General features: G+C 50.3%; 20 protein-coding genes and 1 pseudogene. 8 read left to right on the forward strand and 13 right to left on the reverse strand.

Translation table 11 applies throughout. The annotated features are described in order from the left end of the window. Positions 1–73 precede the first annotated feature (73 nt). Positions 74–649, reverse strand: a complete 576-nt coding sequence (locus tag SH580_RS08860) for an FUSC family protein (RefSeq protein ID WP_319834642.1) — start codon at positions 647–649, stop codon at positions 74–76. 282 nt (positions 650–931) lie between these two features. Here SH580_RS08860 and SH580_RS08865 point away from each other — a divergent pair, with 282 nt between their 5' ends. Continuing rightward, entirely contained in the window at positions 932–1,501 is a 570-nt protein-coding gene (locus SH580_RS08865) for a peroxiredoxin-like family protein (protein WP_319834643.1), read from the forward strand. Between the two features lie 366 nt (positions 1,502–1,867). Beyond that, positions 1,868–2,509, forward strand: coding sequence for a methylated-DNA--[protein]-cysteine S-methyltransferase (locus SH580_RS08870; protein ID WP_319834644.1), 642 nt, complete (start codon positions 1,868–1,870; stop codon positions 2,507–2,509). Between the two features lie 49 nt (positions 2,510–2,558). Here SH580_RS08870 and rsgA read toward each other — a convergent pair whose 3' ends face one another. Then, positions 2,559–3,644, reverse strand: coding sequence for a ribosome small subunit-dependent GTPase A (rsgA, locus tag SH580_RS08875; RefSeq protein ID WP_319834645.1), 1,086 nt, complete (start codon positions 3,642–3,644; stop codon positions 2,559–2,561). 107 nt (positions 3,645–3,751) lie between these two features. Beyond that, positions 3,752–5,182: an isochorismate synthase gene (locus SH580_RS08880; protein ID WP_319834646.1), complete on the reverse strand. Its 1,431-nt coding sequence runs from the start codon at positions 5,180–5,182 to the stop codon at positions 3,752–3,754. A 338-nt stretch (positions 5,183–5,520) separates the two neighbouring features. Here SH580_RS08880 and SH580_RS08885 point away from each other — a divergent pair, with 338 nt between their 5' ends. The 4 genes from SH580_RS08885 to cls all read left to right on the forward strand — a co-directional run bounded on the left by SH580_RS08885 (position 5,521) and on the right by cls (position 11,330). Beyond that, positions 5,521–6,420 carry an SDR family oxidoreductase gene (locus SH580_RS08885; protein WP_319834647.1) on the forward strand — a complete coding sequence of 300 codons (900 nt, stop codon included), beginning with the start codon at positions 5,521–5,523 and terminating at the stop codon, positions 6,418–6,420. A 128-nt stretch (positions 6,421–6,548) separates the two neighbouring features. Further along, entirely contained in the window at positions 6,549–8,525 is a 1,977-nt protein-coding gene (locus SH580_RS08890; RefSeq protein WP_319834648.1) for an ATP-dependent helicase, read from the forward strand. A 497-nt stretch (positions 8,526–9,022) separates the two neighbouring features. Next, positions 9,023–9,655: a PRC-barrel domain-containing protein gene (locus tag SH580_RS08895; RefSeq protein ID WP_319834649.1), complete on the forward strand. Its 633-nt coding sequence runs from the start codon at positions 9,023–9,025 to the stop codon at positions 9,653–9,655. A gap of 313 nt (positions 9,656–9,968) precedes the next feature. After that, positions 9,969–11,330, forward strand: a complete 1,362-nt coding sequence (gene cls, locus SH580_RS08900; RefSeq protein WP_319835001.1) for a cardiolipin synthase — start codon at positions 9,969–9,971, stop codon at positions 11,328–11,330. An 89-nt stretch (positions 11,331–11,419) separates the two neighbouring features. Here the strand turns inward: cls and SH580_RS08905 are convergent. The 6 genes and pseudogenes from SH580_RS08905 to clpB form a co-directional block, all read right to left on the reverse strand. Beyond that, positions 11,420–12,385: pseudogene (locus SH580_RS08905) on the reverse strand (baeRF3 domain-containing protein); the annotation flags it as partial. 90 nt (positions 12,386–12,475) lie between these two features. Then, positions 12,476–13,075 carry a YqaA family protein gene (locus tag SH580_RS08910; RefSeq protein ID WP_319834650.1) on the reverse strand — a complete coding sequence of 200 codons (600 nt, stop codon included), beginning with the start codon at positions 13,073–13,075 and terminating at the stop codon, positions 12,476–12,478. A gap of 87 nt (positions 13,076–13,162) precedes the next feature. Further along, the gene (locus tag SH580_RS08915; RefSeq protein WP_319834651.1) at positions 13,163–13,534 is read right to left on the reverse strand and encodes a hypothetical protein; all 372 of its coding nucleotides are present in this window, start codon (positions 13,532–13,534) and stop codon (positions 13,163–13,165) included. Between the two features lie 729 nt (positions 13,535–14,263). Then, positions 14,264–14,425 (reverse strand): YqaE/Pmp3 family membrane protein, encoded by a 162-nt coding sequence (locus SH580_RS08920; protein WP_308949889.1) that lies wholly within the window; start codon positions 14,423–14,425, stop codon positions 14,264–14,266. Positions 14,426–14,673: 248 nt separating this feature from the next. Continuing rightward, entirely contained in the window at positions 14,674–16,644 is a 1,971-nt protein-coding gene (locus SH580_RS08925) for a hypothetical protein (RefSeq protein ID WP_319834652.1), read from the reverse strand. A 104-nt stretch (positions 16,645–16,748) separates the two neighbouring features. After that, positions 16,749–19,361 (reverse strand): ATP-dependent chaperone ClpB, encoded by a 2,613-nt coding sequence (gene clpB, locus SH580_RS08930; RefSeq protein ID WP_319834653.1) that lies wholly within the window; start codon positions 19,359–19,361, stop codon positions 16,749–16,751. A 228-nt stretch (positions 19,362–19,589) separates the two neighbouring features. On the opposite strand from clpB, the gene SH580_RS08935 reads away from it, so the two are divergent. Further along, positions 19,590–19,976 (forward strand): hypothetical protein, encoded by a 387-nt coding sequence (locus SH580_RS08935; RefSeq protein WP_319834654.1) that lies wholly within the window; start codon positions 19,590–19,592, stop codon positions 19,974–19,976. 65 nt (positions 19,977–20,041) lie between these two features. Here SH580_RS08935 and nth read toward each other — a convergent pair whose 3' ends face one another. Further along, the gene (nth, locus tag SH580_RS08940; RefSeq protein ID WP_319834655.1) at positions 20,042–20,695 is read right to left on the reverse strand and encodes an endonuclease III; all 654 of its coding nucleotides are present in this window, start codon (positions 20,693–20,695) and stop codon (positions 20,042–20,044) included. 104 nt (positions 20,696–20,799) lie between these two features. Between nth and SH580_RS08945 the strand changes: the two genes are divergently transcribed. After that, the gene (locus SH580_RS08945) at positions 20,800–21,762 is read left to right on the forward strand and encodes a DNA polymerase III delta subunit-related protein (protein WP_319834656.1); all 963 of its coding nucleotides are present in this window, start codon (positions 20,800–20,802) and stop codon (positions 21,760–21,762) included. Positions 21,763–21,837: 75 nt separating this feature from the next. Here SH580_RS08945 and SH580_RS08950 read toward each other — a convergent pair whose 3' ends face one another. The 3 genes from SH580_RS08950 to SH580_RS08960 form a co-directional block, all read right to left on the reverse strand. Continuing rightward, positions 21,838–22,533 carry a sugar phosphate isomerase/epimerase family protein gene (locus SH580_RS08950; RefSeq protein ID WP_319834657.1) on the reverse strand — a complete coding sequence of 232 codons (696 nt, stop codon included), beginning with the start codon at positions 22,531–22,533 and terminating at the stop codon, positions 21,838–21,840. A gap of 165 nt (positions 22,534–22,698) precedes the next feature. After that, on the reverse strand, positions 22,699–23,883 hold the full coding sequence (locus tag SH580_RS08955) for a glycoside hydrolase family 28 protein (protein ID WP_319834658.1): 1,185 nt from the start codon (positions 23,881–23,883) through the stop codon (positions 22,699–22,701). Then, positions 23,880–24,908: a LacI family DNA-binding transcriptional regulator gene (locus SH580_RS08960; RefSeq protein ID WP_319834659.1), complete on the reverse strand. Its 1,029-nt coding sequence runs from the start codon at positions 24,906–24,908 to the stop codon at positions 23,880–23,882. The genes SH580_RS08955 and SH580_RS08960 overlap by 4 nt, the downstream gene beginning before the upstream one ends. Positions 24,909–24,934 lie beyond the last annotated feature (26 nt).

The raw sequence follows: 24,934 nt of genomic DNA on the forward strand, positions 1-24,934 counted from the left end.
CTAAGCTGAATTCACCTGCCTCTACCGATGGAGATTGGGCCGGAGCACAGAGTATTACAATCGTCGCGTTACCTTAATCGTCCCGTGAAATCCTTTTCTTACGGCTTAAATCCGAAAGAGGTAGCCGCAAGCTCCCAGGCTTCTTGTGATCCGGATCCTCCTCTGGCCACACTTCAGTCACGATGACCGCAATACAAGTACCGGTCGCCGACTCAAGAAAACGAAGCAAGGCATTCATATAGGGTGTAATATGAGGATCAATCACAGTCGAAACCATCATAATTGCAATAGTGATACAGGCTAAACGCGCATAATTCGGAACCCCGAAGCCTCCACAGACCAGAACGGATGCCACGATAGTGGCACACATGCCAAGCGGATGAAAAGGCAGAAAGGTAAGGTACACCGCGGCGAAAGTCGCCCCGATAAAAGTACCGACCATGCGGAGTAGTGCAGTTTGCCAAGCATCTTTTCGATTAGGCTGGAGAACAATCAAAGTGGAGATCAAAGCCCACAAGCCTCCCACATGAGACACCTCCCCCATTAATGGAATACTCAGATAATAACCACCGTAGTATGCAGGTAAGCAGGTAATAAATCTACGAATCGCAAAACGTAGGGTGCGGTGCTTGTATTGATAGCGAATCACGATGCGGCTCTAATGTCTTAAATCTAAATTTGCGGATTTGAAGCGCATTAGAATTCCCCAGCAAAAACAACGCTAAAGTGCTCCAGGGCAACAAAAGGGCCCTCGAAACTCTACCAGAAAGTGAGCGGCTAAGGCTATGCTGCCCCGGCAATAAAATTGATCCACAAAAGGCTTCACCAGAGTCCCCGGAATTAGTAAGATCGTCATCTGTGATCGTAAAAAATCCGCGGAAGAATCAAGTAATTTGACGGAATAGAAAGACGAACTCGAACTCTCATGTAAATGCTAAACCGATTCAAAGCCAAGTTCCTCACTCTCCTACTCTGCATCAGCGGCCCTACATTTGCCCCCGCGACACCAAGTGATCCGAGCGAGGTCAATCCCCTTGAAGTAGGCAATCGACTACCAGAAGTCGATTTAACAGACACAGCAGGACAGCAACGCTCCCTCAGTCAAATTACAGCAGGCGGAAAGAACATCCTCATTTTTTACCGTGGCAGTTGGTGTCCTTATTGCACACGACACTTAGCTGCGATAGGACAGCATGAGCAGGCCCTACTCGACAGAGGATATCGAATCATCGCGATCTCTCCCGACCAAGCTGAAACTGCACAGGAATATGCCGCAGAATCTGAATTCAACTATAGTATTTACTCAGATCCAGAACTATCAGCGATAAAAGCTTTCGGCTTGGCTTTTAAATGGCAGAACCCGAAAACTGGCCACACTCAAATTCGCCCAGTACCGGCCATCTTCATCACAGACACAGAAGGCCGCATCACTTTCCGGCACTTCGACGCAAATTACAAAGAGCGCCTTAGCCCGGAAGCGCTATTTGAGGCACTTGAGTAATTGAAGACATACCTGTAAAGGATTGCCTGATTGAACTCAGATCACTGATATCGATTCGACCAAAGCCCCGACGTAAATTAGCGAAGAAAACTCGCGCGCCGTAGCAATTCTGTCTTTTATATGCAGATCGATTCTTCACCAAATTCAGCAAACTCCTTTCTATCTGATTCGCGCCACGATTACCAGTGCATCGAAAGCGCTATTGCATACTTGTGTGCCAATCCGTCCAAACGCCTGAGTACTGCAGAGTTATCGGAGATCGTTCATTTAAGTGAACCCCAATTCGAGCGCTTGTTGGCACGATGGTCCGGCATCAGGTCTGAGTGCTTTTTACAATTATTACGCCCAGAATATACGAGCTCGCTGTTGGCACGCTTAACCGAGCAATTCGCAGCGAACCACGACACCAAGCTTTCCGAATCAGCAGCCCAGCATGGTCCATTGGTGAATATTCAGGCACTCACTCGAAATGAGTTTAAGTCAAAAATAAAATCGTTCACAATTCGCTACGGACAACACCCGACGCCTTTTGGGGACTGCTTAGTCGGGATCACAAAGCACGGAATTTGCTCACTGGAATTCATCCCTATGGATGGGGTCGCCCCTCTGCTCAAACAATTAGCGCAGCGATGGCCTGACGCGACTCTACTCGAAGATCGTGATGCTACGGCTCAAGCAGCACAAATAGCCTTCAGTCGTACACAAGCTACAAACGCGCCACTCAATGTATTTGTTCAGGGCACCCACTTTCAGATTCAAGTTTGGAGGGCGCTACTACAGATCCCTTCGGGCCATGTGTGCAGTTATACAAGTATTGCGCAACAGATCGGCCGCCCCCAAGCCGTGCGTGCAGTGGGCTCTGCTATAGCTGCCAATCCGATCGCGTGGCTGATTCCCTGTCATCGGGTATTGCGCAGCGATGGGCGCCTGAGCGGGTATCATTGGGGCGAGACACGCAAGCAAGCCTGCCTAGCCTGGGAGGCCGCAACGATGGCCGGCACCGTATAATTTCAAAACTCGTAACCGTAGCGGCATGGATCTTCCCTCCCAGGGAGAACTACAACTCTTTCTTCTTACTATATTTCTCGCTTTTAGATTTAAGCTCCCGACGGTTGCGACGTCCGATCGTAATCTGATGCTTCTTCTTGCGTTGCTTTAACCGCTCCAGTTCGTAGTCCAATTTCAGGTAGTTAATAAAACGATCTCGACTCAAGCGACCATCGGAAATGGCGGCTTGAACGGCGCAGCCCTTATCCGCTCCATGCTTACAATCGTTGAATTTACACTGCGCCGCAATCGCGTCGAAATCAGCAAAGCTGGCCTTTAAGCTCTTGGCATCGGTCCACATGTGGACCTCACGAATGCCTGGATTGTCAATCAACATGCCACCACGCTGCAGGCAAAGCAGCTCGCGCGCCGTCGTCGTGTGCGTGCCCTTGCCCGTGACCGCATTGACATCTCCAGTCCACAACCAGTCTTGGCCGATTAGCTGATTAATCAAAGACGATTTCCCGACACCACTGGAGCCAATCAAGGCAATCGTGACACCAGCTTGTAAGTAATGTTCAATCGCAGCGACACCGGAACGATCCACCGCAGAGGTGATCACCACCTCAACATCCGGATTCAACGCACGCAAGGCCGCAGCCGCCTTTTGATTCAACTCATCGGGGTGTAAATCTGCCTTATTAATTAAGGCAACCGAACGCGCGCCACTACGCTGCATCACTTCAAAATAACGCTCCATGCGACGCTCATTAAAATCCTGGCCCGCATCAGTCACCACGAAGACCACATCTACATTCGCTGCGATCACTTGCTCCTCCGTGCCCTTGCCAGGCGCTTTACGCGAAAGGCATGTTTGGCGTTCCAGGCGTGCACGGATCACTGCATCATATTCGTTCTCATCCGCGCCCATTTCCAATGCCACCCAATCGCCCACCGAGGGGAGCGCCGCATCTGTTTCGGCAGCATGATATACACTGCCCCCCAACGAAACCTCCAGCTCATCACCGCCTTCAATCACAGCGCCATAAGAGATCTTATTATCGCGAATCAAGCGCGCAGGCACCCAGCCTTTCTGCAAGCAGTCAGCAAATTCCGCCGCGAAGCGATCGTTCCATCCTAGGTCTTCAAGTGTCATTGAGGCAGCATGCTAAGCGCTTCCGTGGGTAGCACAAACTTTCAATTGATAGATCACGCAAGGGAATTTTAATTCAAGCACACGGGGTAAATCAAACTCCCTGCCACCTAGCCTTGAGCCAACACATCCAGTAAAGCGCGCAACTTCATCTCCGTCTCACGCATTTCCTTGTCCGGATCGGACCCCTTCACGATACCTGCACCCGCATAAAGGCGTGCAAGCTTCCCTTCGATAAGAGCCGAGCGGATACCGACGATCATTTCCCCCTCATTGAGGTGATTGAACCAGCCGACCACGCCCGCATAGAGCCCACGCTCCATCTGCTCCAACTCGGCAATACACGGCACTGCCTGCTCACGCGGCGAACCACCCACCGCGGGTGTGGGATGCATCTCCGGTAACATATCCAGCAAATGCACCGACTCGCCCACCTCCGCCTGTATGCGAGTACGCAAGTGCTGCACATTAGCCAATAAAAGTAGCTGCGGATGCGGCTCCGCATGCCCTTGAACCCCCACACGCTCTAAACGCCGCAAAATGGAATCGCGCACACAAACATGCTCATGCAAATCCTTCTCACTTTCCAGCAGTGCTCGCGCATATTTTGCATCTTCGCCCGCAGTCTGCCCACGCGGGGCCGAACCTGCAATCGCCTCCGTCAACAAATGTCCATTGCGAATCTGTAATAAACGCTCTGGCGTAGCGCCGATAAAGCTGCGCGCCTCTCCACCCGCAAACGAAAAGGTAAAACAGCCCGCGAAGCGCTCTCGTAAACGATTTAATGTGTCCAGAGGTTGCCAAGGACGATCCGCTTCCAGCTCGATACCGCGCGCCAGCACGATTTTCTCATAGGCACCCGCCTCGATCGCTTCGAGCGCCCGACACACAGCCGCTGGATAGACGCCGGGCGCCAGCTCTCGCCGCGACTCAACCTTGGGTGACGCGGCCACATCCTCCAAAGCCGCCTCTGGTAAATAATCAAAGGCCCCAAACTTGCGATAGGCGCCCCAGACTCGCATTACCAGGCTATCAATATCGGTATCCGCCTCGACCTTCAAATTCGCCACTGCGCCATACTTTCCATTCGAGCGAGAGACTTGCCAGCGTGGCAAAAACACCGTCGCCGCCGGAAATGCAGCCCCCTCGCTGACCGTATCATCGAAGCTGAAAGCAGTAAAAAAATGCGGCCCGGTAAAAGCCTCACTCAAATCGCCCACCGCAATAGTATGCTCCAATATCTCCTGGGCAAAGGCCTTCACCGAGGCAAATCGATCAGAACCATCAAAGCGCGCTTGCACCACTGCCTCCGCTGCGGCCACCGCCTCATCGTCGCTGGCGCGCTCGATATAGCAGTGTAATTCGTCGGGCTCATAGATGGACTGCAAGACCGCCAGCGGCGCAATGTGCTTCACTGCCAAAGAGATACTCGCTATCTGGAAATGCCCCTTGGCGCGAGCCGCATCACGGCAGCCCTGTAAAAATTGACGCAGTGCACCCTCATCACGCTCGGGCAACATACTGGAGGGAATAATCTGCATTCGAGCGAGAAAAACCAAGATGCCCGAAACCGCAACCAACAAAGCGGAGGCTTTTACTTCGGAACCGATCCCTTAAATTTGAATGCCAATAAATGTGGAGCCACACCCAGCCAGTATTGCAAAATGAAGCGATCATTAGCCTTCAAACATTGCCAATTGCAAATCGGATGTGGCTGATGCATGCCGCACTAAAAGCAGTAAAAGCCCATGCAACTGAACATAAAGCAGTTACAAAGCACCTCTGCATTTAACTCATGTGCTTGGCATAGCCCGTGCACATTCTGTGCGGTCCGCTCACGCCACGCGCGTGATTATATAACCTCAAAGAGTCAGCCACTATGAAGTTAAACCAAAAACCAAATCGCCCCAACCCGCTGTATATCGGAGCACGTCCTCCTTTTGATGGTAAATCAGCTGCTGGAGCAGGCGACGCAAGCGACGAACTAAATCCTCCAGCAGATCATGGAGAACAAAGCTATAAAGGCCACCAGCAATTATCAGGCTGCGTCGCACTAGTCATAGGAGGTGACAGTGGAATCGGCAGAGCCATCGCACTTGCCAATGCACGCGAAGGAGCTGATGTCGCATTCACATACCACAAAAACCAAAGCGATGCAGAGAGCACGCAACAACTCTTACAACAAGAGGCTGGCGTGCGAACCTGCGCCTATCAACTCGACCAAAGTAAAGCCGAACACTGCAAGCAACTGCTACAACAAGTAAACAGTGAATTCGGAAGACTGGACATTCTAGTCAACAACGCAGCGACGCAAACAACCTATCAAACTGCTGATGCAATCGATATAGAAGAATTCGAGAATACCTTTAAAATCAATGCATTCGGAACATTCTATCTGTGCAAATATGCCTTAGATATAATTCGGGAAAGTGGCTGTATTATTAACACAGCATCCATACAAAGCTTTGATCCCTCAGCCTATTTGCTCCCTTACGCAGCTACTAAGGCGGCAATCGCGAGTATGACAAAATCGTTCGCATCATTTGCGATCCATAAAGGGATACGTGTCAACGCCGTGGCACCTGGCCCGGTATGGACACCTCTCATTCCAAATACCATGCCGGAGGATAAAATAGAAAACTTTGGCTCAAACACCCTGCTTGGAAGACCCGCGCAGCCTTCAGAACTAGCGCACGCCTATGTATTTCTAGCGTCGCCGCAGGCCAGTTATATCACAGGAGAAATTTATCCTGTAACCGGGGGCCGCCAACAAATCTAGCGCAGCTGCAACTTGTGCACCTAAATGAGCCCGTCGGCATTGCCGACGGGCTCATTTTCTGTACATTATTTTCCATTTGCGCTGGGCGGGCCCCACTTCACACTTGCCGCTCACACTTCACACTTTCCATGCAAGCACCACTCCCTCCCATCGATTTCAAAGCTGAACTAAACGACGAACAATATGCCGCCGTTACCTCTGAGCCAGGCCCGGCCTTGGTGCTCGCTGGCGCAGGCTCAGGAAAGACCCGCACCCTCACCTATCGAGTGGCTTACTTGCTGCACCAAGGCGTGCAACCCTACGAAATCCTACTGCTCACATTTACCAACAAAGCCTCACGCGAAATGCTGGAACGGGTGGAAGAGCTCACGGGCATCAATGGTCGCCAGCTCTGGGGCGGCACCTTCCACAGCATCGCACAACGCATCCTGCGCGTACACGGTGATCTGGTCGGCCTCCAGCGTAACTATACGATACTTGATCAAGGCGAAGCGGAAGCGATCCTTAAAAACGTCATTCAGACCATCGACTCCAAGTTCATCAAAACCAAGAACAACCCCAAGCCCAAAGTGGTCGCGGACATGATCAGTTACGCGCGCAACACCTGCCGCGAACCACGCGAAGAGGCTGATGAGCGCTACCCCTTCCTCGACGGCATGGCCGACAAGGTCGATAAATTCTACAAGGCCTATAAGCAGGCCAAACTGGATCAACAAGTGGTCGATTACGACGACCTCTTGGAATACTTCCTCAAACTACTGCGCGAGCAAGCCGAGATTCGCGAACAGTATCAAGCGCGCTTTAAACACATCCTGGTCGACGAATTCCAAGACACCAATCGCCTACAGTCTGACATCGTGGATCAACTCGCAGGCCATCACCAAGTAATGGCCGTCGGCGACGACGCACAGTGCATCTACACCTGGCGCGGCGCCGATTTCGATAACATCATGCAGTTCGAAGTACGCCACCCCGGAGCCGAGGTACACAAAATCGAAACCAACTACCGCAGCTCGCCCGAGATCTTGGGCTTTGCCAATGCCGTACTGGCATCACAACCGAGCGGCCTCGGATTCTCCAAAGAGCTGCGCGCCATCAAACCCTCACGCGAACGCCCCTACTTTGTGCCCGTCATGGACACACGCGGTCAGGCTAAATTTATTATCGAACGCATTGAGGGACTGGTCGATGAAGGACGCAACCTCTCCGATATCGCCATCCTCTACCGCGCCCACTTTCAGGCAATGGACCTGCAAATGGAGCTCACACGTCTAAAAATCGATTACCAGATCACAAGTGGCGTGCGCTTCTTCGAACAAGCCCACATCAAAGACTTCACCGCGCAGCTGCGCTTCGCCTCCAACCCGGCCGACGTATCCGCCTTTGCTCGCTTCACCTGCCTACTGCCCAAGGTCGGCCCCAAGACCGCGGAGCGTATCCATAAATTCACTCGCGAGCGCGCAGCCAAACTAGAAAAGAACTTTTGCGATGTACTGGTCTCGCCTGAAGTGCTCAAAAAAGTGCCCGCCGACGCCAAGGAAGAATGGCCCTCACTCGCCGAGACGATTCGCGAAGTATCTGCCGCCCTCACTGAACGCGCACCGGAAGAAATCATTCAACTCGCGCTCGACGGTTGGTATAGCAGCTACATCCGTGAGATCTATCCCAACTGGACTGACCGCGCCGATGACTTGCAGAGCTTGGTCAGTTTCGCCAACCGCTTTGAGACGATGGAGGAATTGCTTGCTCAACTAGTATTACTCGCCTCCGAAAGTAATGAACGCAGCCCGGAAGAACAACAGAACTGCTTGCGATTGACCACGATCCACCAAGCCAAAGGCCTTGAATTTCCCGTGGTTTTTGTGATCGGGCTGGCCGATGGCACCTTCCCACTCAAACGCACCATTGATGCGGGCGACTTGGAAGAAGAGCGTCGCCTCTTCTATGTGGCCGTCACTCGCGCGGAAGAAGAACTCTATATGAGCTACCCCATGCTCAACAATCAAGGCAATCAAGTCATGCGCCTCAACCCCAGTCGCTTCATTCAGGAAATCGATCCCAGCCGCTACGAGACACTTAGAGTCGCCCCCACGCGGCGCTATTAATCCGCCACGCCACGATTATTCGCGCTCTGGTGCTCGCCCCATCACGCTATAAAAAAAGTAGCTGACCATGTTAATAGAATAATTCCAGTCAGAGCCTCTAAGGCTGTCACAAATTTAAGCGCTCCCGTAGGCTCTTCGCTGATACCGAGCGTCGAGTATGTCACGGCTGAATGATAGAAAAAGAGCTGCCACACACATACTTGCAAGCTGCAATAGAACTTTCAAAAACAGCTGCGTTTTGCATGAGACAAAGGGCCTGCATTCTCGTGCCAGATCTCTTTAAATAAAAATCCTCCCAAAAAAAGAGAGAAGGATATCACTGCATAGACAGCTGAAAAACAAGAAGTTATGCAGCATACAAAATCCTCAAAGAGACGAAACCGTGCTCAGGCATCCAGGTAATTCAAGCATGTTGGCATGCTGCCTGTTTAAAGACTATTGATCGCGACACCCACTGGTTCGCGGCCTAAACATAAAAACGAAGGAAATAGACTACTATGAAAAAGACAGTAATCACATACGCTTCCATTCTTGCTATCAGCGCAACTGGCTTCGCCAAATCTCCAGATCTTGGTGAGAATTATAAACTCATCCAAAACGATCGAATCGAAACTAAGGTAACCGTCGAAGATCTCACCGGCACTCCAGTATACGACAAGTATGGCGTCGAAATTGGCAGCGTTAATGACATCCAGGTAAATGCCAAAGACGGCACACTCACCACTGCTTATCTCTCAGTCGGTGGCACATGGGGCTTAGGCGAGAGTCACGTATCTTTGCCCTACGATCAACTGACTCATAATGAAGCCGAAAATCGCTTCACAGTGGACACCACAGAAAGCGAGATTAAGGCCTACATCGACCATCAACGCCAGTCGATGAAGCGCGGCACCGCCCACCAGCAACAGTGGGATCAAGCTGAGAACAAACTCGGCAAGATGTGGCACGATGTAAAATCCAGCCTCAGCGTCGAAGACAATGACCTCGCTGAGGTCGAAGCTGAAATCGAAGACAACACAGTCTACCTCGAAGGCGAAGTTGAAAGCCAAGCACTCAAAAACCAAATCGAAAAAGCCTTCGCAGCCACGACGGATCTACGAATCGTCAACAAAATCCAAGTTGAAATGTAAATCGCCTGCTTGAATTACATTTAAAAAAGAAGGCCGGGTGTTCTATCACCCGGCCTTTTTCTTGTAAGTCCTTTCTCACTAAACCCATGGCGGTAAAAAATAATGCCTCCAATGCCCCAAGCAAGTAACGTCATAATAATACTCCGAAAAGAAAAGAATAGCAGGCACTTTGCGATAGAAGTGAGGAACTCAACCATTCGAACTAATGCCAAGTCTCAGAAAAAATATACATAAGCAGTGCACCCGGAAAAGATCTCGCAAATACATTCTATTTTGGAGTGCGCTCGTTAGCTTCCATATTATTGGTTTCTTTATGTCGCTGAATGCGCTCATGAGTGCCCGTACGCCACAGGGCACCACAGCCTGGGTCTTGGCGCTAAACACCGTACCTTTCATATCCGTGCCGACATACTTGGTTTTCGGAGAAGTCGACTTCGAGGAGTACATTGAAGAAAAGCAAATTTACGCATCACAGATCGAGCCGACAATTCAACGACTGCATGAGACCTTAGAGCAACAAAACTTAATTGCAGAGACGTTCAAAGGCTCCGCAGCGCTCAGAGACACTTTACTCCCATTACCAGCCACTCGAGGCAATGCCGCAGAATTGCTCCCCGATGGCCCCAAAGCCTTTGAATCTATATTTGAGGGAATCTCACAAGCTCAAGATTATGTGCTGATTCAATTTTTCACGATTGCAGATGATGAAGTAGGCTCCGAATTGGCCAGGCGACTCATCGAGCGTTCCCAAGCCGGTGTTGCCTGCTACGTGATCTATGACGACATTGGCACAAAAGTGAGTGACGACTACTTAGCACCCATGCATCAAGCGGGCGTGCAGTCAGTCAGTTTCAATGTCGTGCCTCAGTGGAACAAACTCTTCCGTCTCAATTTCAGAAACCATCGTAAACTAATTGTCGTGGATGGACACTCGGCGTGGATTGGAGGAATGAATGTAAAGGCCGACTACATGAACTGGCGTGATACAATGGCTCGCTTTGATGGCCCGGTCGTACAAACCTTGCAAGTAAGCTTTCTACAGGATTGGGCCTGGTCACGTGATGAAGTGCTCGAAGATTTAAACTGGCAGCCAAAATCGCACAGTGAACAAGGGCAAGATGTAGCGGTGGCCAGCCTGCCCTCTAGCCCAACCGATGGCTTCGAGCGCTATACCCTCTTTTTACTCGATGTCATTCACCACGCGGAAGAGCGACTTTGGATCGCGAGTCCTTACTTCGTACCCGACGACGTGATCGTGCGCGCTCTACAAGCTGCTGCATTAAGAGGGGTTGAAGTCAAAATACTGATCCCCGATGAGACCGACACCCTCATCGCACGATTAGCCCAATTCGCAGCATGGAGCTATATACGTGAGCTAGAAGCTGCCGGGGCAGAAATGTTTCAATATACCAGCCCCTTCATGCATCAAAAAATCATTCTGTCTGATCATGATTATTGCATCATCGGATCGGCAAATTTCGATAATCGCTCATTTAGACTCAACTTCGAATTGAGTGCGGTCGTGAGTGATAGAGCATTCAATCGGCAGGTCACTGAAATGCTGCAGCAAGACTTCAATAATGCGACAGCAATTAAACAAAGTGATCTCGATGGACAAGGCTTCTGGGAACGAGTAAGGGTGCGCGCTTCGCGTCTAGCAGCGCCAGTATTGTAAGCAATCCAGCAAAGATACCGATCAATATCACATTTACCATAGACCGCTTCATCCTCGGCGACAACGGCACTCTCCACACGGCCCATGGCGGCTGCGATCGCACATTCTGCAATACCTGCGATTTCCTCACCATGCCCCACAGCTTCCTCAATATGGTTTAGTTTAGCAGTGGTTGCCTGCTCTAACTCAGGCTGCAGAAGCTCCAATGATTCACTTCCAAGCCGGGTGACATCCCAATGACTGGTATCTCGATCTGCATAGATGTAAATACGCTGACTCGAAGCATTCACCTGTTTGAAATGACCGATGTTACCCGCGACCCCAAAGATAATGAGAGGGTCCTTCTTATCGACTAAGAAGGATTCAATCGCTTGTGCGACTTGTTGAAAAAAGCGCCTCTTGAGATCTTCTTTATAAGTATCGGGCATACCATGTCCGTGAAAACCGGATACAGGCGTAGACCCCGTAGTGTTTGCACGGGAAGTGCGAGTTGCAGAGTGATTCTGTAAAGTCTTCTCTGGATCGTCAAACTCGGTCAAGTCTCCGATTGCCTGAGGCATCGCCTCCACCTCGACAGCTTGCAGCTCGCTGCCGATTCCACGATAGACCCGCACCTCGCCCTGATTCAAAGACAATACTGTATAGACAGGATTTGATTGCAGGATTGGGAGCAGGGGCTTCACAGCAAAACGATCACTCACACAGCACATCGGTGAAACCGCATAGTTCAAATGAATGCGGCGCAAAGAGCAGGCATCCAATAATAGTGCCACTCCCGGTGACGCTTGGCGCAATTGCTCTGGATGCTCGATCAAATCCATGAGCGGTGCTAAGAAACGATCCACCTGACTTTCTTCCATGCCTGCGTGCTGAAGGCCCGAACGAGCCTCATCGACTAAGTCCTTTAAGCGGATCGCGTTCTGGCGAATTTCGACGCCCTGATTGTAAATAGGGAGGAAAACCGATAGCCGAACACCACCGGATTCCTTAATAATGGGATCGATCAATTCAAGCTTCGATTCGATGTCTAGGATGGGTATTTTTTTATCTATCATAATATTTCTGGTTTTAGGTTAACGGTTGCAATTAAGAGTTTTTGAGAGCGAAAGATCACAAAAGCCGAACTAAACGATCAGTAGCGCCAACTAGCCCATCAAACTTGACTCAATCCAACGCCCGAGTCCGTATACGCTGGCTAGCAAAACCAAGGCGACAGCCGAAGCCTTCAGCTTATTTTCGTCCCACATGTTCAATGCGCGCTCTCCATATACTTGCACCAACAAGGCGAGGCCGAAATAGCGAATACCACGAGCCAGTGCAGCGGCCAAAATGAAAGGAAGAAAGGGGTATTCCACAGCGCCCGCTCCCAACATCGCAATTTGAAAAGGTATCGGCGAGATGCCCGCGGCTAGTATCAACCAAAAGCCATGTTCATTTAAAGCCTGCTTCAAAGATTCGAAGCCCTCAGAACTAGAGAAGGTTTCGATCACAGAACGTCCCCAGCCATCCATAGCGAGCCCCCCGACTGCATAAAAAGCACTGGCCCCTAACAGGCAGGCAAGGGTCACTACAGTTGCGGTGCGCCAAAGGCTTTCGCGATGTTTGTGATAATAAGGTATCAGAATCGCTTCCAAGGGAATGGGCACCACAGTAGACTCCAAGAAGGATGCCAAACCCATAAAAGATAACTGGCTGCCTGATGCATTGGCACGCGACTTGACGGTATCTACAATTTTCTGAAACATGGAACTGCGGTGAGCCAATAACGCAAAAGCTGATAGCCGCCCTGCATTTGAAAACGTCTCAAATGAAGAGCGGCTCAATCTACAAATTTAAGCAGCATCTTCGGTGCAACTTGCGACCATCTCATATTTGCGTTCACTCTCGTCTGCAATCTCACACAGAATCAACGCAGATTCTGCTGTAGCCTTGGCGCGCATGGTGATGACCACCAAAGGGCGATCTTCTGACTTTTGAAGCATAATGAGCACCGTATTTGTTTTGAGGAATACACCAATCGTGTTGGCAAACTCTTGAGCTGCTTCGTCATCTTTAAAGCTATAGTATTTCTCCAGATTCAACGAGTTGGCGTCTTGCTCCAAGCTCCAGCCCTGAAGTGAGGCTAACTTTTTTAAGAGCTCCGGAGCTAGCCAATGCTCTGAATGCGCTGCTAGGTCCAAATCATCTGCAATTTGGTGGTTCACGTGGTCACTTGATGTAGGTGCTGTTATTGTATCCATAACGCACACTAACCCATTTTCCGTGCCAAAAAATAATACCACAACGCAAGGCACGATATACCAACAGGATATACCTCACTGTTAGAAAAGCATCAATATCAAGAATGCAATTAGCCCGTTAAAAGCATGTTTAATAACGCATTTTGCAATAATGTCTCATACGGGAAAGGTCGCCAATAGAACATCAAACTTATAAACAATCACTTACGGATACGCCCGCCGCATTGGCATGCCATTTTCTAATTAGACAACGGTGCCTCTTGCACTAGGTCGCATGATCCCATGCAACTGAATAACATCCACAACACTCAAAGAAAGCTTACCATGTACGGATATATACTCACTGCAGTCGCAATGATCTTAGCGATAACTCTCATAATTCTGTTCTTCCTCAAACCAGGGGGATTGGCTCCACACAAGAAAGAGCGAGCTGATGAGAAGAAAGGTCGCACTCGCACAAAACCAAGCGCTGAGCAGGTCCAACCTGCCAGTGAACTCAATAAGTAACCACTGGCGCGCGGAAGGCAAGCAGCGTAGCTAGCATGCCAGAGTCCTCATACTAGAGCGCTCCCCCACTTGCCAAAAATAAAACCTGCTGATGAATTTTTTTTCATCAGCAGGTTTTTTATTACTTAAATGTCGATAAGCTGCGCAAAGCATAGCTGCAGCTAACTTAAACTCAGCACCCCCAGCTTAATCACGAGTCAGTATGATGTAAAGCGCGTGGATGATGCCAGGAATGTACCCCAGCAGCGTTAAGACAATGTTGATCCAAAACTGGAGGCCAATCCCAACTTGAAGAAAGACCCCAACAGGTGGTAAGAGAATCGAGAGAAGAATGCGTATTATATCCATGCCGTCCAATTACGCAAACTCCATGCCGAAACACCGCACCCTCATACGACTTCGTCAAAAAAAGTTAGTAAAAAAACTCTCTAAGCCTGTCTACACGCGTAAAGACCAGCTATAGGTCGCGATCAAGAATCAATCAGGGAAAATAATCTTTCTTCTATAGCCCACATACAAAGGCGCCGCTTGCGTGCGTTTTGCACGACCCACAACTGCAGTCATCTTGCGAGCTGCAATTTGGATAAAAGAATCAATTAAAGCTTACCTTCAAACATCTTGAGCAAAGGTTCTTTTTCGCTGGCTTCGATCTCGGCATCGACGACGGCTTCATAAGCCATCTCAATATCGGTCTTGATCCATTCCTGCACACTGCGATTCAGCGTGTTCTTACGCTTATTATCATCTCCCACCGTGACTGCCCAAATGAAACCCGCTTCCGGATCAGTTTTAGAAATGTTATTCACCAGCGTCTCGACCGATTGATCCCGTGCCGGGCCCTCCTCCAGAGTTGCAATCCACTCCGATGCAGCCATCGGATCATGATTAATGAAGCTGCTCGCCACACCTCGATAGATGTCGGCTTTACGCGCTTCGGCACTTTCAGGCAATTGATCGAGCCAAGATACCGCCGCCTGTGGATCATTACGTGCCCAACTGGTGTAGGCATCACGTAGTACAGAGCCCGAATCGCTATCCTCTAGCGTGCTCACATAAGCTAAAGTTGCCGCGGGGTCAGATTCGATCCAATTATTTAACACAGAGCGCATCGCGGATTTTCGCGCCTGTTCATCCGATAGTGATTCCGACCAAGCCAATGCTCCGGTCTGATCATACTTCGACCACTCACCCGAGATGCGCGAGGCTAATTGACGCTGCACGATTGGGTCCGTATGCGCCCCCACCAATACACTAGCCGACTCGACTCCCTGCTGCGAAAGGCGCCAGCCCATACTTCCAAGCGCGCGTCGCTTTTCGTCCTCATAGGGCAGACTATCCACAAAATCGAAGGCCAACTGTGGATCGATTTCAACTAGTTTACTTCCGATCGCATTCAAGCCGTTCATACGTGCATTACCAGGGCCCATATTAAGCACAAAATCAATCGCACGGTCTGGATCGTTTTGTGTCATCGCCTGTATAATACTACTTACGCGATTATCATAAGTTTGCCCAGTCGCGACTGTGCCGAGCCAATCAAAAACTTCTTGGATCTCCTCATAGCTTTTTTGCCATGCAAAGTTATGAAACTGTAAATTTTCGAGCACTTGGCGTCGCTCCAGAGGATTCTCCACCGAATCAATATACTCTTTAGCCACCTCAATATCCTGATTGAGCAAATTCTGAAAGACTTGTTTGCGCGAACCATAAATCGCGCTGTCCATAGGCAACGAGTCTAGCCAAGCCAGCGCCTCCATCGGATCCTTTGTCATCCAATCGGACATGGCCCCGGCCAGCGCAGCTGACTTTGCGGCGCCCTCCTCTAACTGCAATGCACTCTGCCGCGCCGCGGCTCCATCTTCCTGCGCCCAATTACGATATATGGATTGATACAACCAACGTCCTTGCCCGCTGACCTGATTACCATAATATTCTTGAGCCATATGAATGGCTCGCTGCGGGTCTGTCTCCGCCACGGTATTGACGACCGATTGAATCGCCGCTTGTTGCCAACGCTGAGAATCCAGATTGAGTGCCGCGCTGTAAGCTGCCTGCGGGTCTTGCTTCGACCACGCGGAAAAAACAGTGCTATAAAGACTCCACGAAACAGTGCCTTTTTCTTGCTTCGCATAGTCTAGCATGCCCTGTGGATCGACTTGAGCCCAGCGAGTCGCAATCATGCTGCGCACCTGCCAGTTGACCGCAGAACCGGCATAGCTCCCTAACTTCTTCATCAGCTCAGGAAATTTGGAGACGTCCAGATCCTTTAAACGAGCATGCAAGGCACCAATCTGATCAAAAGTGTCAAGATCGTCCAAAGACTCCAGCCAAGCCTCCGTAATAGACTCGGCGCCGCCCGCGCCCGATGCCCCTGCGCCGCCTGCCGCGGCAGGAGCGCTCCCCTGCCGATCAGCAGCCCGAGCAGCCGCCGCCGAGGCGGTCCCTCCCGTTGGAGCATTGCTGGCGGATGAACCAGTATCCCAGGATGACTCCGCAGAACGAGGTGCCAACAGAAAGCCACCCAACAAACCCGATAATAATGCGACCACAGCTAAAATCCATTTCATAACGGAAAGCTAAACATTCAAAGATGAAGTGCAAGCCTTCGATTTTGCAATGGACCGGCGATGCGGCGCCCTTAGCTGCGGGCGGGCAGCTAAGAGCACACGCACTACAGGATTTCGACTCGGTCGAGCGATTCCATGGTCAGCGCGCCGTCTTCCAATTTAAACAAGACGGTGCTTTGCTCTGCGACGTCGCCGCTAAGCAAGCCACGTGCGAGCTTAGTTTCGATTTGCTTTTGTAAAAAGCGCTTTAGAGGGCGTGCACCATAAACCGGATCGTAGCCTTTTTCACCAATCCATTTGCGAGCGGCGTCATCAAACTCGATGGTGATACCACGCTCCGCTAAGCGCTTATTCAGATCTGCCAGGAGTAAGTCTACAATCTGCGTAATCTCATCCAGTGTCAGCGGTTTGAACAAAACAGTGTCATCGATCCGATTCAGGAACTCTGGGCGGAAACCTTGACGCAGCTCTGCCATGACCGACTCACGCACCGTGTCTGGAATCTCTGTTCCGACCACACCTTCGGTGAGAAAACGACTGCCGACATTGGAGGTCATAATAATCACGGTATTTTTAAAATCTACCGTGTGCCCCTGGGCGTCAGTAATGCGCCCGTCGTCCATGACTTGTAAGAGCACATTGAATACATCGGGGTGCGCCTTCTCAATCTCATCGAAGAGCACCACGCTATAAGGCTTGCGACGCACGGCTTCGGTCAGCTGGCCACCTTCATCATAGCCCACGTATCCGGGAGGCGCGCCGATCAGGCGAGCCACGGCATGCTTTTCCATGTATTCGGACATATCAATACGCACGATATTATCCTCAGTATCGAAGAGTGTTTGCGCAAGGGTGCGCGCCAGCTCGGTCTTACCCACGCCGGTGGGCCCCAAGAAGAGGAAGCTTCCGATCGGCCGACGAGGATCTTTAATGCCGGCGCGGGCTCGTAAAATCGCCTCGGTGACTAATGTGACCGACTCATCTTGCCCCACCACGCGTTCATGCAGCACTTCTTCCAGACGCAAGAGTTTCTCTTTCTCGCCTTCGACGATACGTGTAACAGGCACGCCCGTCCACTTGGCAACGATGTCTGCAATCTCTTCCTGTGAGACCTCTTCTTTCAAGAGAGCCCCCTCTTTAGCCTCAACTGCTTCAAGTTGCTTGAGCTTAGCTTCGAGCTCAGGCATTTTGCCGTGGCGTAGCTGAGCCACTGTATTCAAATCATAATTACGCTCTGCTTTTTCCATCTCGATGCGTGTCGTATCGAGCTCTTCGCGCACTTGACGGATCTGGTCGATCGCGCCCTTTTCGCTCTCCCATTGCGAGCGAAGGGCGGACTCTTTTTCACGAATGTCGGCCAACTCACGTGAGAGTGTCTTGAGACGTTCTTTGGACGCTTCATCCTTCTCGTTTTTCAGTGCGGCTTCTTCAATTTCAAGTCGGAGCGCACGACGCGTCAGCTCATCGAGCTCCTGTGGCATCGAGTCCATTTCAGTGCGTATCATCGCGCAGGCTTCGTCCACAAGATCGATCGCCTTATCGGGCAGGAAGCGCTCGCTGATATAGCGATGCGAGAGCACAGCAGCTTGCACCAGCGCGTTATCCTGAATGCGCACCCCGTGGTGTAACTCGAAGCGCTCGCGAATGCCGCGCAGAATCGAGATGGTGTCCTCGACATTGGGTTGATCGACTTGCACCGTTTGGAAACGGCGCTCTAGCGCGGCGTCCTTTTCGATGTATTTGCGATATTCATCGAGGGTCGTGGCCCCCACACAGTGCAACTCACCTCGTGCCAACATGGGCTTGAGCATATTACCCGCGTCCATCGCACCTTCGGTCTTTCCTGCGCCTACGATGGTGTGCAATTCATCAATGAATAGAAGAATGCGACCTTCGCTATTTTTGACTTCGGCCAGCACGGCCTTAAGGCGTTCTTCAAACTCACCCCGGTATTTGGCACCCGCCACCAAAGAACTCATGTCCAGTGCAAAGATAGTCTTGTCTTGCAAGCCTTCCGGCACATCGCCGCGCACGATGCGCTGCGCGAGACCTTCGACGATGGCCGTCTTACCCACACCAGGTTCACCAATGAGCACTGGGTTGTTTTTAGTCTTACGCGAAAGAATGCGAATCACACGGCGGATCTCAGAGTCGCGACCGATGACAGGGTCCATCTTGCCTTTACGTGCCTGTTCGACCAGATCGATCCCATATTTTTCGAGTGCTTCAAAAGTTGTCTCCGGATTACGAGAGGTCACCTTTTGACCGGCGCGCGCCGTTTCAATTGCTTTGCGCACTTTATCATGATCCAGTTCGAAGGAATCCAACAATTTCCCCAACTTACCCGCAGGACCTTTGAGCAAGCCAAGGAACAAGTGTTCCGTGCTTACAAAGTCATCGCCCAACTTGGCTTTGGCCTTATCCGCCTCAGCGATTGCCTTTTGCAAGGCAGACGAAACATAGACTTGGCTGGCATTGACGCTGCCGGAAGCCTTGGGCAGGGCTTCAATTTCGCGCTTTACCGCTAGTTCGACAGCAGCGGGCGAAACTTGCATGCGCTCTAACAGTCCAGGCACGATGCCACCTTCTTGCTGCACCAATGCCAGTAATAGATGCCAGCTGTCGATCTCTTGCTGCCCATAATGACGGGCTAGATTTTGTGCCTCCTGCACAGCGAAGGCAGACTTTTCGGTAAATGTGTTAAAATCAATATTCATAGCTCATCATTCGCATAAATCATTCCAGCTGAAAACCGAGCCAACAACCAAACATATCTATCTCATATAGAACAACATGTAAACAAACAACAAAAACAGCAAACCGGGCATTTCACAGCTAATTCGGGACAAAGCCGCCAGCATTGCGACAATTTGACACAAGACAAGTAGTCAAATTCAAAGGACACAAATCTCGACAACCCGGCCCAAGATCCTAATTTGGATTCAATGCGTTTCCTATCCAGAAGTCATCAACTGATCGCCACCCTCACAATCCATCTTGCCTGCGCGAGTTTGGGCCATGCATTTGAGCAAAGCAGCTATTTCATTTTTGACATCATCGACTCGGCGACAACGAAGCCAGTCGCAGGCCGTCTGGCAGTAAAAAAAGAAGCCCTCACGACGGTAAAAGCAGAAACCAAGAGCCACACACAGATCAGCTCCGAGCGTGGTGAATTCGAAATCGACTTCAATCAACCGATTCAAGCCAGCGATAGTGGTGCAGCCACTTTTACTTTTGACCAGGTCGTCGATACCCCCGCAAGCACAGAGTCGAGCAGCTTCGGCACCGAATCGTTTGATTTGGGCACCAGTGATTCTATCTTCGGCCAATAGCCGCCTCCCCATCCGAGGCCTCGGCGATCATCCCCGGCTGATCCCTTGCAGGTTACTAGCGGATCCTACGCTTTAAGCGTCTTTTTGGCGCGCTTGCGCTCTGGATATACGGCACGGCAAATCTCGCAGACCGTGCCATCGCAACCACGCGCGGTGCAATACTCACGCCCATAGAAAATAATCTGCAGGTGCAAGTCATTCCAACTGGACTTTGGAAACAAACGCTTCAGATCTCGCTCGGTCTGGGCCACATTTTTCCCAGTGGTAAGCCCCCAGCGCTGCGCAAGCCTATGAATGTGTGTGTCCACAGGGAACGCGGGCACCCCAAAGGCCTGTGCCATCACCACCGAGGCCGTCTTATGTCCCACAGCAGGCAAGGCTTCCAGCGCCGCCATATCGGCGGGCACCTCGCCGCCATGTTGATCCAACAAAATACGTGAAAGCCCCGCGATGCCTTTCGCTTTCATCGGCGACAGACCGCAGGGACGAATAATCGCGCGGATTTCCTCTTCCGGAATCTTCACCATCGCCTGGGGCGTATCGGCCCGCTCGAAGAGTAAGGGCGTGATCTGATTGACCCGCACATCGGTGCACTGGGCCGACAACAACACAGCGATCAACAAAGTATAAGGGTCTTTATGATCCAAGGGCACAGGCGGATCCGGATAGAGCTCCTGTAAGCGATTTTGAATATAAGCGGCGCGTTCTTTTTTAATCATCAGAAAAGGTAGTCTTGTTTCTTGCTCAGGATGCGATCTTAAGCCAAAAACTGAGCTAAGCGCTTCTACACTATTGAGCAATTTCAAAGCATAGATCCACACCAATGAAACTATCCGACTCCCTTCCCGAAGAACTGCGTCAGACACGTGCAGTCGAAGTGCTAGAACGCTCGCTCGCACAAAATCGACTGGGCCATGGCATCCTGCTACACGGCGAGAGTTTGGAAAACCTCGAAACAATTGTGCGCGCAATCGCCGCCCACCTGTTGGAAACGATGCGCAACCCCTTCGAACACCCGGACTGTTTCATCCTACGCCCCAGCGGCAAAGCTCGCTTGATCAAGGTGGGCAAGACAGAAGAAAACAACACCATGCGCAAGCTGGTCATCGACATTGCTAAAAGCTCCAACCAAGGCGGCCGCAAAGTCGGCATCGTCATCGACGCAGACCGCATGAACCCCGCCTCAGCCAACGCCTTTTTAAAGACCCTCGAAGAGCCACCTGCCGGCACCACCTTGTTTTTGCTCACAACCCGTCCTTACGATTTACTCGATACCATTCGCAGTCGCTGCCTCAATTTCCGCATTCCATCGACGCTGGAAACCATTCAACACCCCGACTGGGCATCCTGGGTAGTCTCCTACCGTGAATGGCTCGGACGCCTGATAAAAGGTCCCAACAAGAAGACCATCCCCCACATTATGATGGGAGCCTACGGCCTCAACGCCCGCTTTCAAGCGATCCTCAATGAAATGACCGCGACCGCTTGGAAAACGCAAAAGGAAAGCCTGCCGGAGCATATCACCTCCGATGAAAAAGACGCGATGGAGGTCGGCCTCAGCAAGGGCTACCGCAAACAACTCTTTGGAGAAATCGAAAAAGCCACCGCCGGCTTCGCCCGCGACATCGAAACCCTCAACACCGGTGAACTCCCCGCCAGCGCCCTACACCGCGCCACCGAAGCATTGGAAAAATCCGCGGGCTTGATGGAGATCAACTTCAACCAAGTCGCCGCACTGGAGCTCTTCTTCCTAAGCTCCCTACGCATATGGACAACAGCGAGGTAAGCCGTGCTTCGCACAGAGTGAAAGTTAAAGATTCTATAGGATAGATTGTAATTTAATAGAATAAACTCCCCCTGCCTAGACGGCCCATCCTGGAAATTGACACGCAGTTAGTGCCTCTTCGAGTGGGGGAAGTTCCGGATGCCATTGCTTCTCCCATTCCAGGCTTACGGGGCCGCTAAATTCTGCATCACACAATATTCGAAAGATCGGAATTAGGGGGAATTCGCCGCAACCGGGAATGCAATAGCTCGGCTTGTCGTTGAGACTTTGTGGCTGCGGGCTGTCTTTGAAATGAATATGGCTGACCCATGGGCGGATCGCTCGCCACGTATAATCTGGCTCTTCTCGTCCCTTGAACCATGTGTGATGCGAGTCCCATAGAATTCTCGCGGGCTTTTTCAGAACTCTTTGAAGCTTCTGGATAGTTTTGCTGGTTGTTAATATACTATGCGTTTCAATCATTATATCTACGCGCCAGTTGTTTTTAGCTTTTTGAGCGTTCCACCAGTCGAAGAAAATATTTGCCTCCACTAAATGGCTGTTTGCTGCAGATGCCTGCGATGGTTTGCCATCGAATACTCTTAGCAAGGGGACTTCCAATGCGTCTGCCCATGGAGCTAATTCCAATAGATCTTGCCAGTCTTTGGGAGATTGCCCCAGCATTCGGCAGGATGAGTTTAGGGAGTTGATCTTGACGGGGAGCTTCTTGATTTCAATCTGAGCTTGTTGGGTGGTTCCGAAATGTTGTCGAAGCACTTGTGTTAAATCCATACTCGAAGCAAGTGTTCTCAATTCGATAGATTGTATATTATGCGTTTCCGCCAAATGAATAATTTGGTTAAACGTGGCTTGCGGGCAGCCCAGACTTGAGAATGAGCGATGTAGATTCATGATGTCGGTATCATGTACGATAACAATGATAGTGTTTAAGGGGGATCATTCCATTATTGTGAATCCAGTATCGTTGAGTCTTAGGCCCTCGACATTTTTGAATATGGGGTAGGATTCGTTTGTTTGTTCGGTAATATTAAAGGTGCAATGATTGAAAGAAATGTCTTTGATTATCGCATCTTTTCGTCCAACTACGAGTGGGAATTCTCCGCTGTTGGACGTAATGTTGGAGAAATGAATCTCTTGGATGTAATCTACGAGATTATCCGGATTGATGAAGAGCTTGATTGGTGCACCAGTCACTCGATCAAGTACGATGTTATTAAAGTTTAGATTACGAACCTGTGTATAGTTTTGGCTGAAGTCTGTTGGATTTGAGTGATCGGGCAATTCAATGGTAAGCCCTTGTCTTGAGTCTGTTATAATCAGATCAGAAAAAGTGCAGTTTTGGATGGAACCATCATTACGCCATGCAATTCGAATGGCGTTGTGCATTGAACTCAGAACACATCCTTTCACTGAAATCCGTTCGCAACTACGAGGTGATTTTAGGGTTTTTGTGTTGGCGCGTACGATGATGCTATCATCGCCGGAGTGGATAATGCAGTTGCTGATAGTCACATCACTGGAGCAATTTATATGAATGCCGTCAGCATTCGGATAGTCGGGATTACAGTACATCTTGACCGAATTTGCAGAGACATATTGACAGTTGTTGATCCAGCACCCCCAGCCTCCGGCCATTTCCTTCATAGTGAAATTGCACAAATTTACGTTCTTACTGCTCATGACAAAGATCATGCGGGCCGGTAGTAAGTCAGTATTTCGAACATAACATTGCTTGCCGTTCTCGTCCGTTTTCAAGTCACAGAAGGCACTTCCATTGCAATCAATGATTCCCATGCCAGTGATTGAAACGTTTTCGGCCCCACCAATGTATATCAAGCATCGGTTAGTTGCGCGTGGTGCATCTTTCTTATCGAGTTCGTCGCTGTCGAAATCGGGATAGTCTGCTCCGTCTGTGCTGGCGGCTAGTGTGGCGTTTGCTTCAATCTGAAGTTCGATGTTTGAATATAAGTGGATTGTTCCTGTAATGTATCTTCCATCCGCAACGCAGACGCGTCCGCCGCCAGAGTCTCGGCATGCATTGATCGCTCTTTGAATTGCTTGTGTATTGACGGTTTCGCCGTCACCGACTGCGCCGTAATCTGAAATGTTGTAATGTCTCATTTGATAAAGCTTTCGTTTTCTACCCAGACACCTTCGAATAAGAGACTAGACGGTTTGGCAGGAATGCCCATTTCTCCGCGTCGAATCATCGAAACGAGTAAATCAACGGCAGCGGCACCGATGGCTTCGCCATCTTCATCAATGCCGGACCAAGCTCCTTCGGAATCATTTAATGTGGGGATGGCCAATTTACAGGCTTGTGTCGTATCCACGTTCATTTGTTGAAGAAATTCTGGTAGTCTGTAAGGCACAGTCAGCAGTCCGTCTGGCTTGATTGAATTAAACCATTCCGAAAAACTATTCAGAGAAAAACTGTCTCCCGTAAAGGCCGGCAATGTCGGCAAGTTCGGGTTCTTGGCAAGGTGAGTCATGTATCCCGCAAGGTAGTTGTTATTCGCTCGGTTGTCGTGGAATTGGGGTATCGCAAATCCGATACGCTTACAGCCCACGCGTATCAGGTTTTGCATGCACAGCATGGCTGCATGAAATTGGTGATTATTGACAACGTGAAATCTCGGATTACATAGACTGTAGCCAAAGCTGACGCATGAAAAATTCCGGAAATCGAAGTCATCAATACGGTCGATACCCCGTGGTTGCGGACAAAGTAATATTCCCTTAACTCCACGTGCTATCATGATCTGTCGCAGTCTGCTTCCAGTGATCTTACTCCGATCAAAATCAAATACTTTCAGTTGATAGCCATAGGTCTCGGCTTGCTTGGAGGAGCCGACTAGGTACTGCTTGAAAGGTCGTGCGTTGGGGGATTTTTCTAGCGGATGACGATTTATGAGAAATGCCAGTGTGCCTCGGAAAATACCTTGGCGACCAAGATTCTTATAGGTGGCCAATTGAGACAAGAAGGGGTCTGGTTGATACCCCATTTCTTTCGCAACTTTCAGTATGCGTTCTTTCGTCTTGTCAGCCAAAGTAGGGCTGTTGCTAAGTGCTAAGGAGACCGTAGAAGGGTGGACCTTTGCTGCTGCAGCAATATCCTTTTGAGTGTATTTACGTCCGACTCCCATGGTAATGGATTTATCTAGATAAGAAT

The sequence above is a fragment of the Coraliomargarita algicola genome (assembly GCF_033878955.1).
Lineage (GTDB): Bacteria > Verrucomicrobiota > Verrucomicrobiia > Opitutales > Coraliomargaritaceae > Thalassobacterium > Thalassobacterium algicola.

What these genes read in the sequence shown, in the direction of transcription:
- SH580_RS08925 (WP_319834652.1), bottom strand. Translation starts at nt 16,644, where the DNA reads ATGAAATGGATTTTAGCTGTGGTCGCATTATTATCGGGTTTGTTGGGT.
- nth (WP_319834655.1), bottom strand. Translation starts at nt 20,695, where the DNA reads ATGATTAAAAAAGAACGCGCCGCTTATATTCAAAATCGCTTACAGGAG.
- SH580_RS08920 (WP_308949889.1), bottom strand. Translation starts at nt 14,425, where the DNA reads ATGGATATAATACGCATTCTTCTCTCGATTCTCTTACCACCTGTTGGG.
- SH580_RS08945 (WP_319834656.1), top strand. Translation starts at nt 20,800, where the DNA reads ATGAAACTATCCGACTCCCTTCCCGAAGAACTGCGTCAGACACGTGCA.
- SH580_RS08955 (WP_319834658.1), bottom strand. Translation starts at nt 23,883, where the DNA reads ATGAGACATTACAACATTTCAGATTACGGCGCAGTCGGTGACGGCGAA.
- SH580_RS08910 (WP_319834650.1), bottom strand. Translation starts at nt 13,075, where the DNA reads ATGTTTCAGAAAATTGTAGATACCGTCAAGTCGCGTGCCAATGCATCA.
- SH580_RS08950 (WP_319834657.1), bottom strand. Translation starts at nt 22,533, where the DNA reads ATGGATTTAACACAAGTGCTTCGACAACATTTCGGAACCACCCAACAA.
- rsgA (WP_319834645.1), bottom strand. Translation starts at nt 3,644, where the DNA reads ATGACACTTGAAGACCTAGGATGGAACGATCGCTTCGCGGCGGAATTT.
- SH580_RS08935 (WP_319834654.1), top strand. Translation starts at nt 19,590, where the DNA reads ATGCGTTTCCTATCCAGAAGTCATCAACTGATCGCCACCCTCACAATC.
- SH580_RS08960 (WP_319834659.1), bottom strand. Translation starts at nt 24,908, where the DNA reads ATGGGAGTCGGACGTAAATACACTCAAAAGGATATTGCTGCAGCAGCA.
- SH580_RS08880 (WP_319834646.1), bottom strand. Translation starts at nt 5,182, where the DNA reads ATGCAGATTATTCCCTCCAGTATGTTGCCCGAGCGTGATGAGGGTGCA.
- clpB (WP_319834653.1), bottom strand. Translation starts at nt 19,361, where the DNA reads ATGAATATTGATTTTAACACATTTACCGAAAAGTCTGCCTTCGCTGTG.
- SH580_RS08890 (WP_319834648.1), top strand. Translation starts at nt 6,549, where the DNA reads ATGCAAGCACCACTCCCTCCCATCGATTTCAAAGCTGAACTAAACGAC.
- SH580_RS08885 (WP_319834647.1), top strand. Translation starts at nt 5,521, where the DNA reads ATGAAGTTAAACCAAAAACCAAATCGCCCCAACCCGCTGTATATCGGA.
- SH580_RS08865 (WP_319834643.1), top strand. Translation starts at nt 932, where the DNA reads ATGCTAAACCGATTCAAAGCCAAGTTCCTCACTCTCCTACTCTGCATC.
- cls (WP_319835001.1), top strand. Translation starts at nt 9,969, where the DNA reads ATGTCGCTGAATGCGCTCATGAGTGCCCGTACGCCACAGGGCACCACA.
- SH580_RS08895 (WP_319834649.1), top strand. Translation starts at nt 9,023, where the DNA reads ATGAAAAAGACAGTAATCACATACGCTTCCATTCTTGCTATCAGCGCA.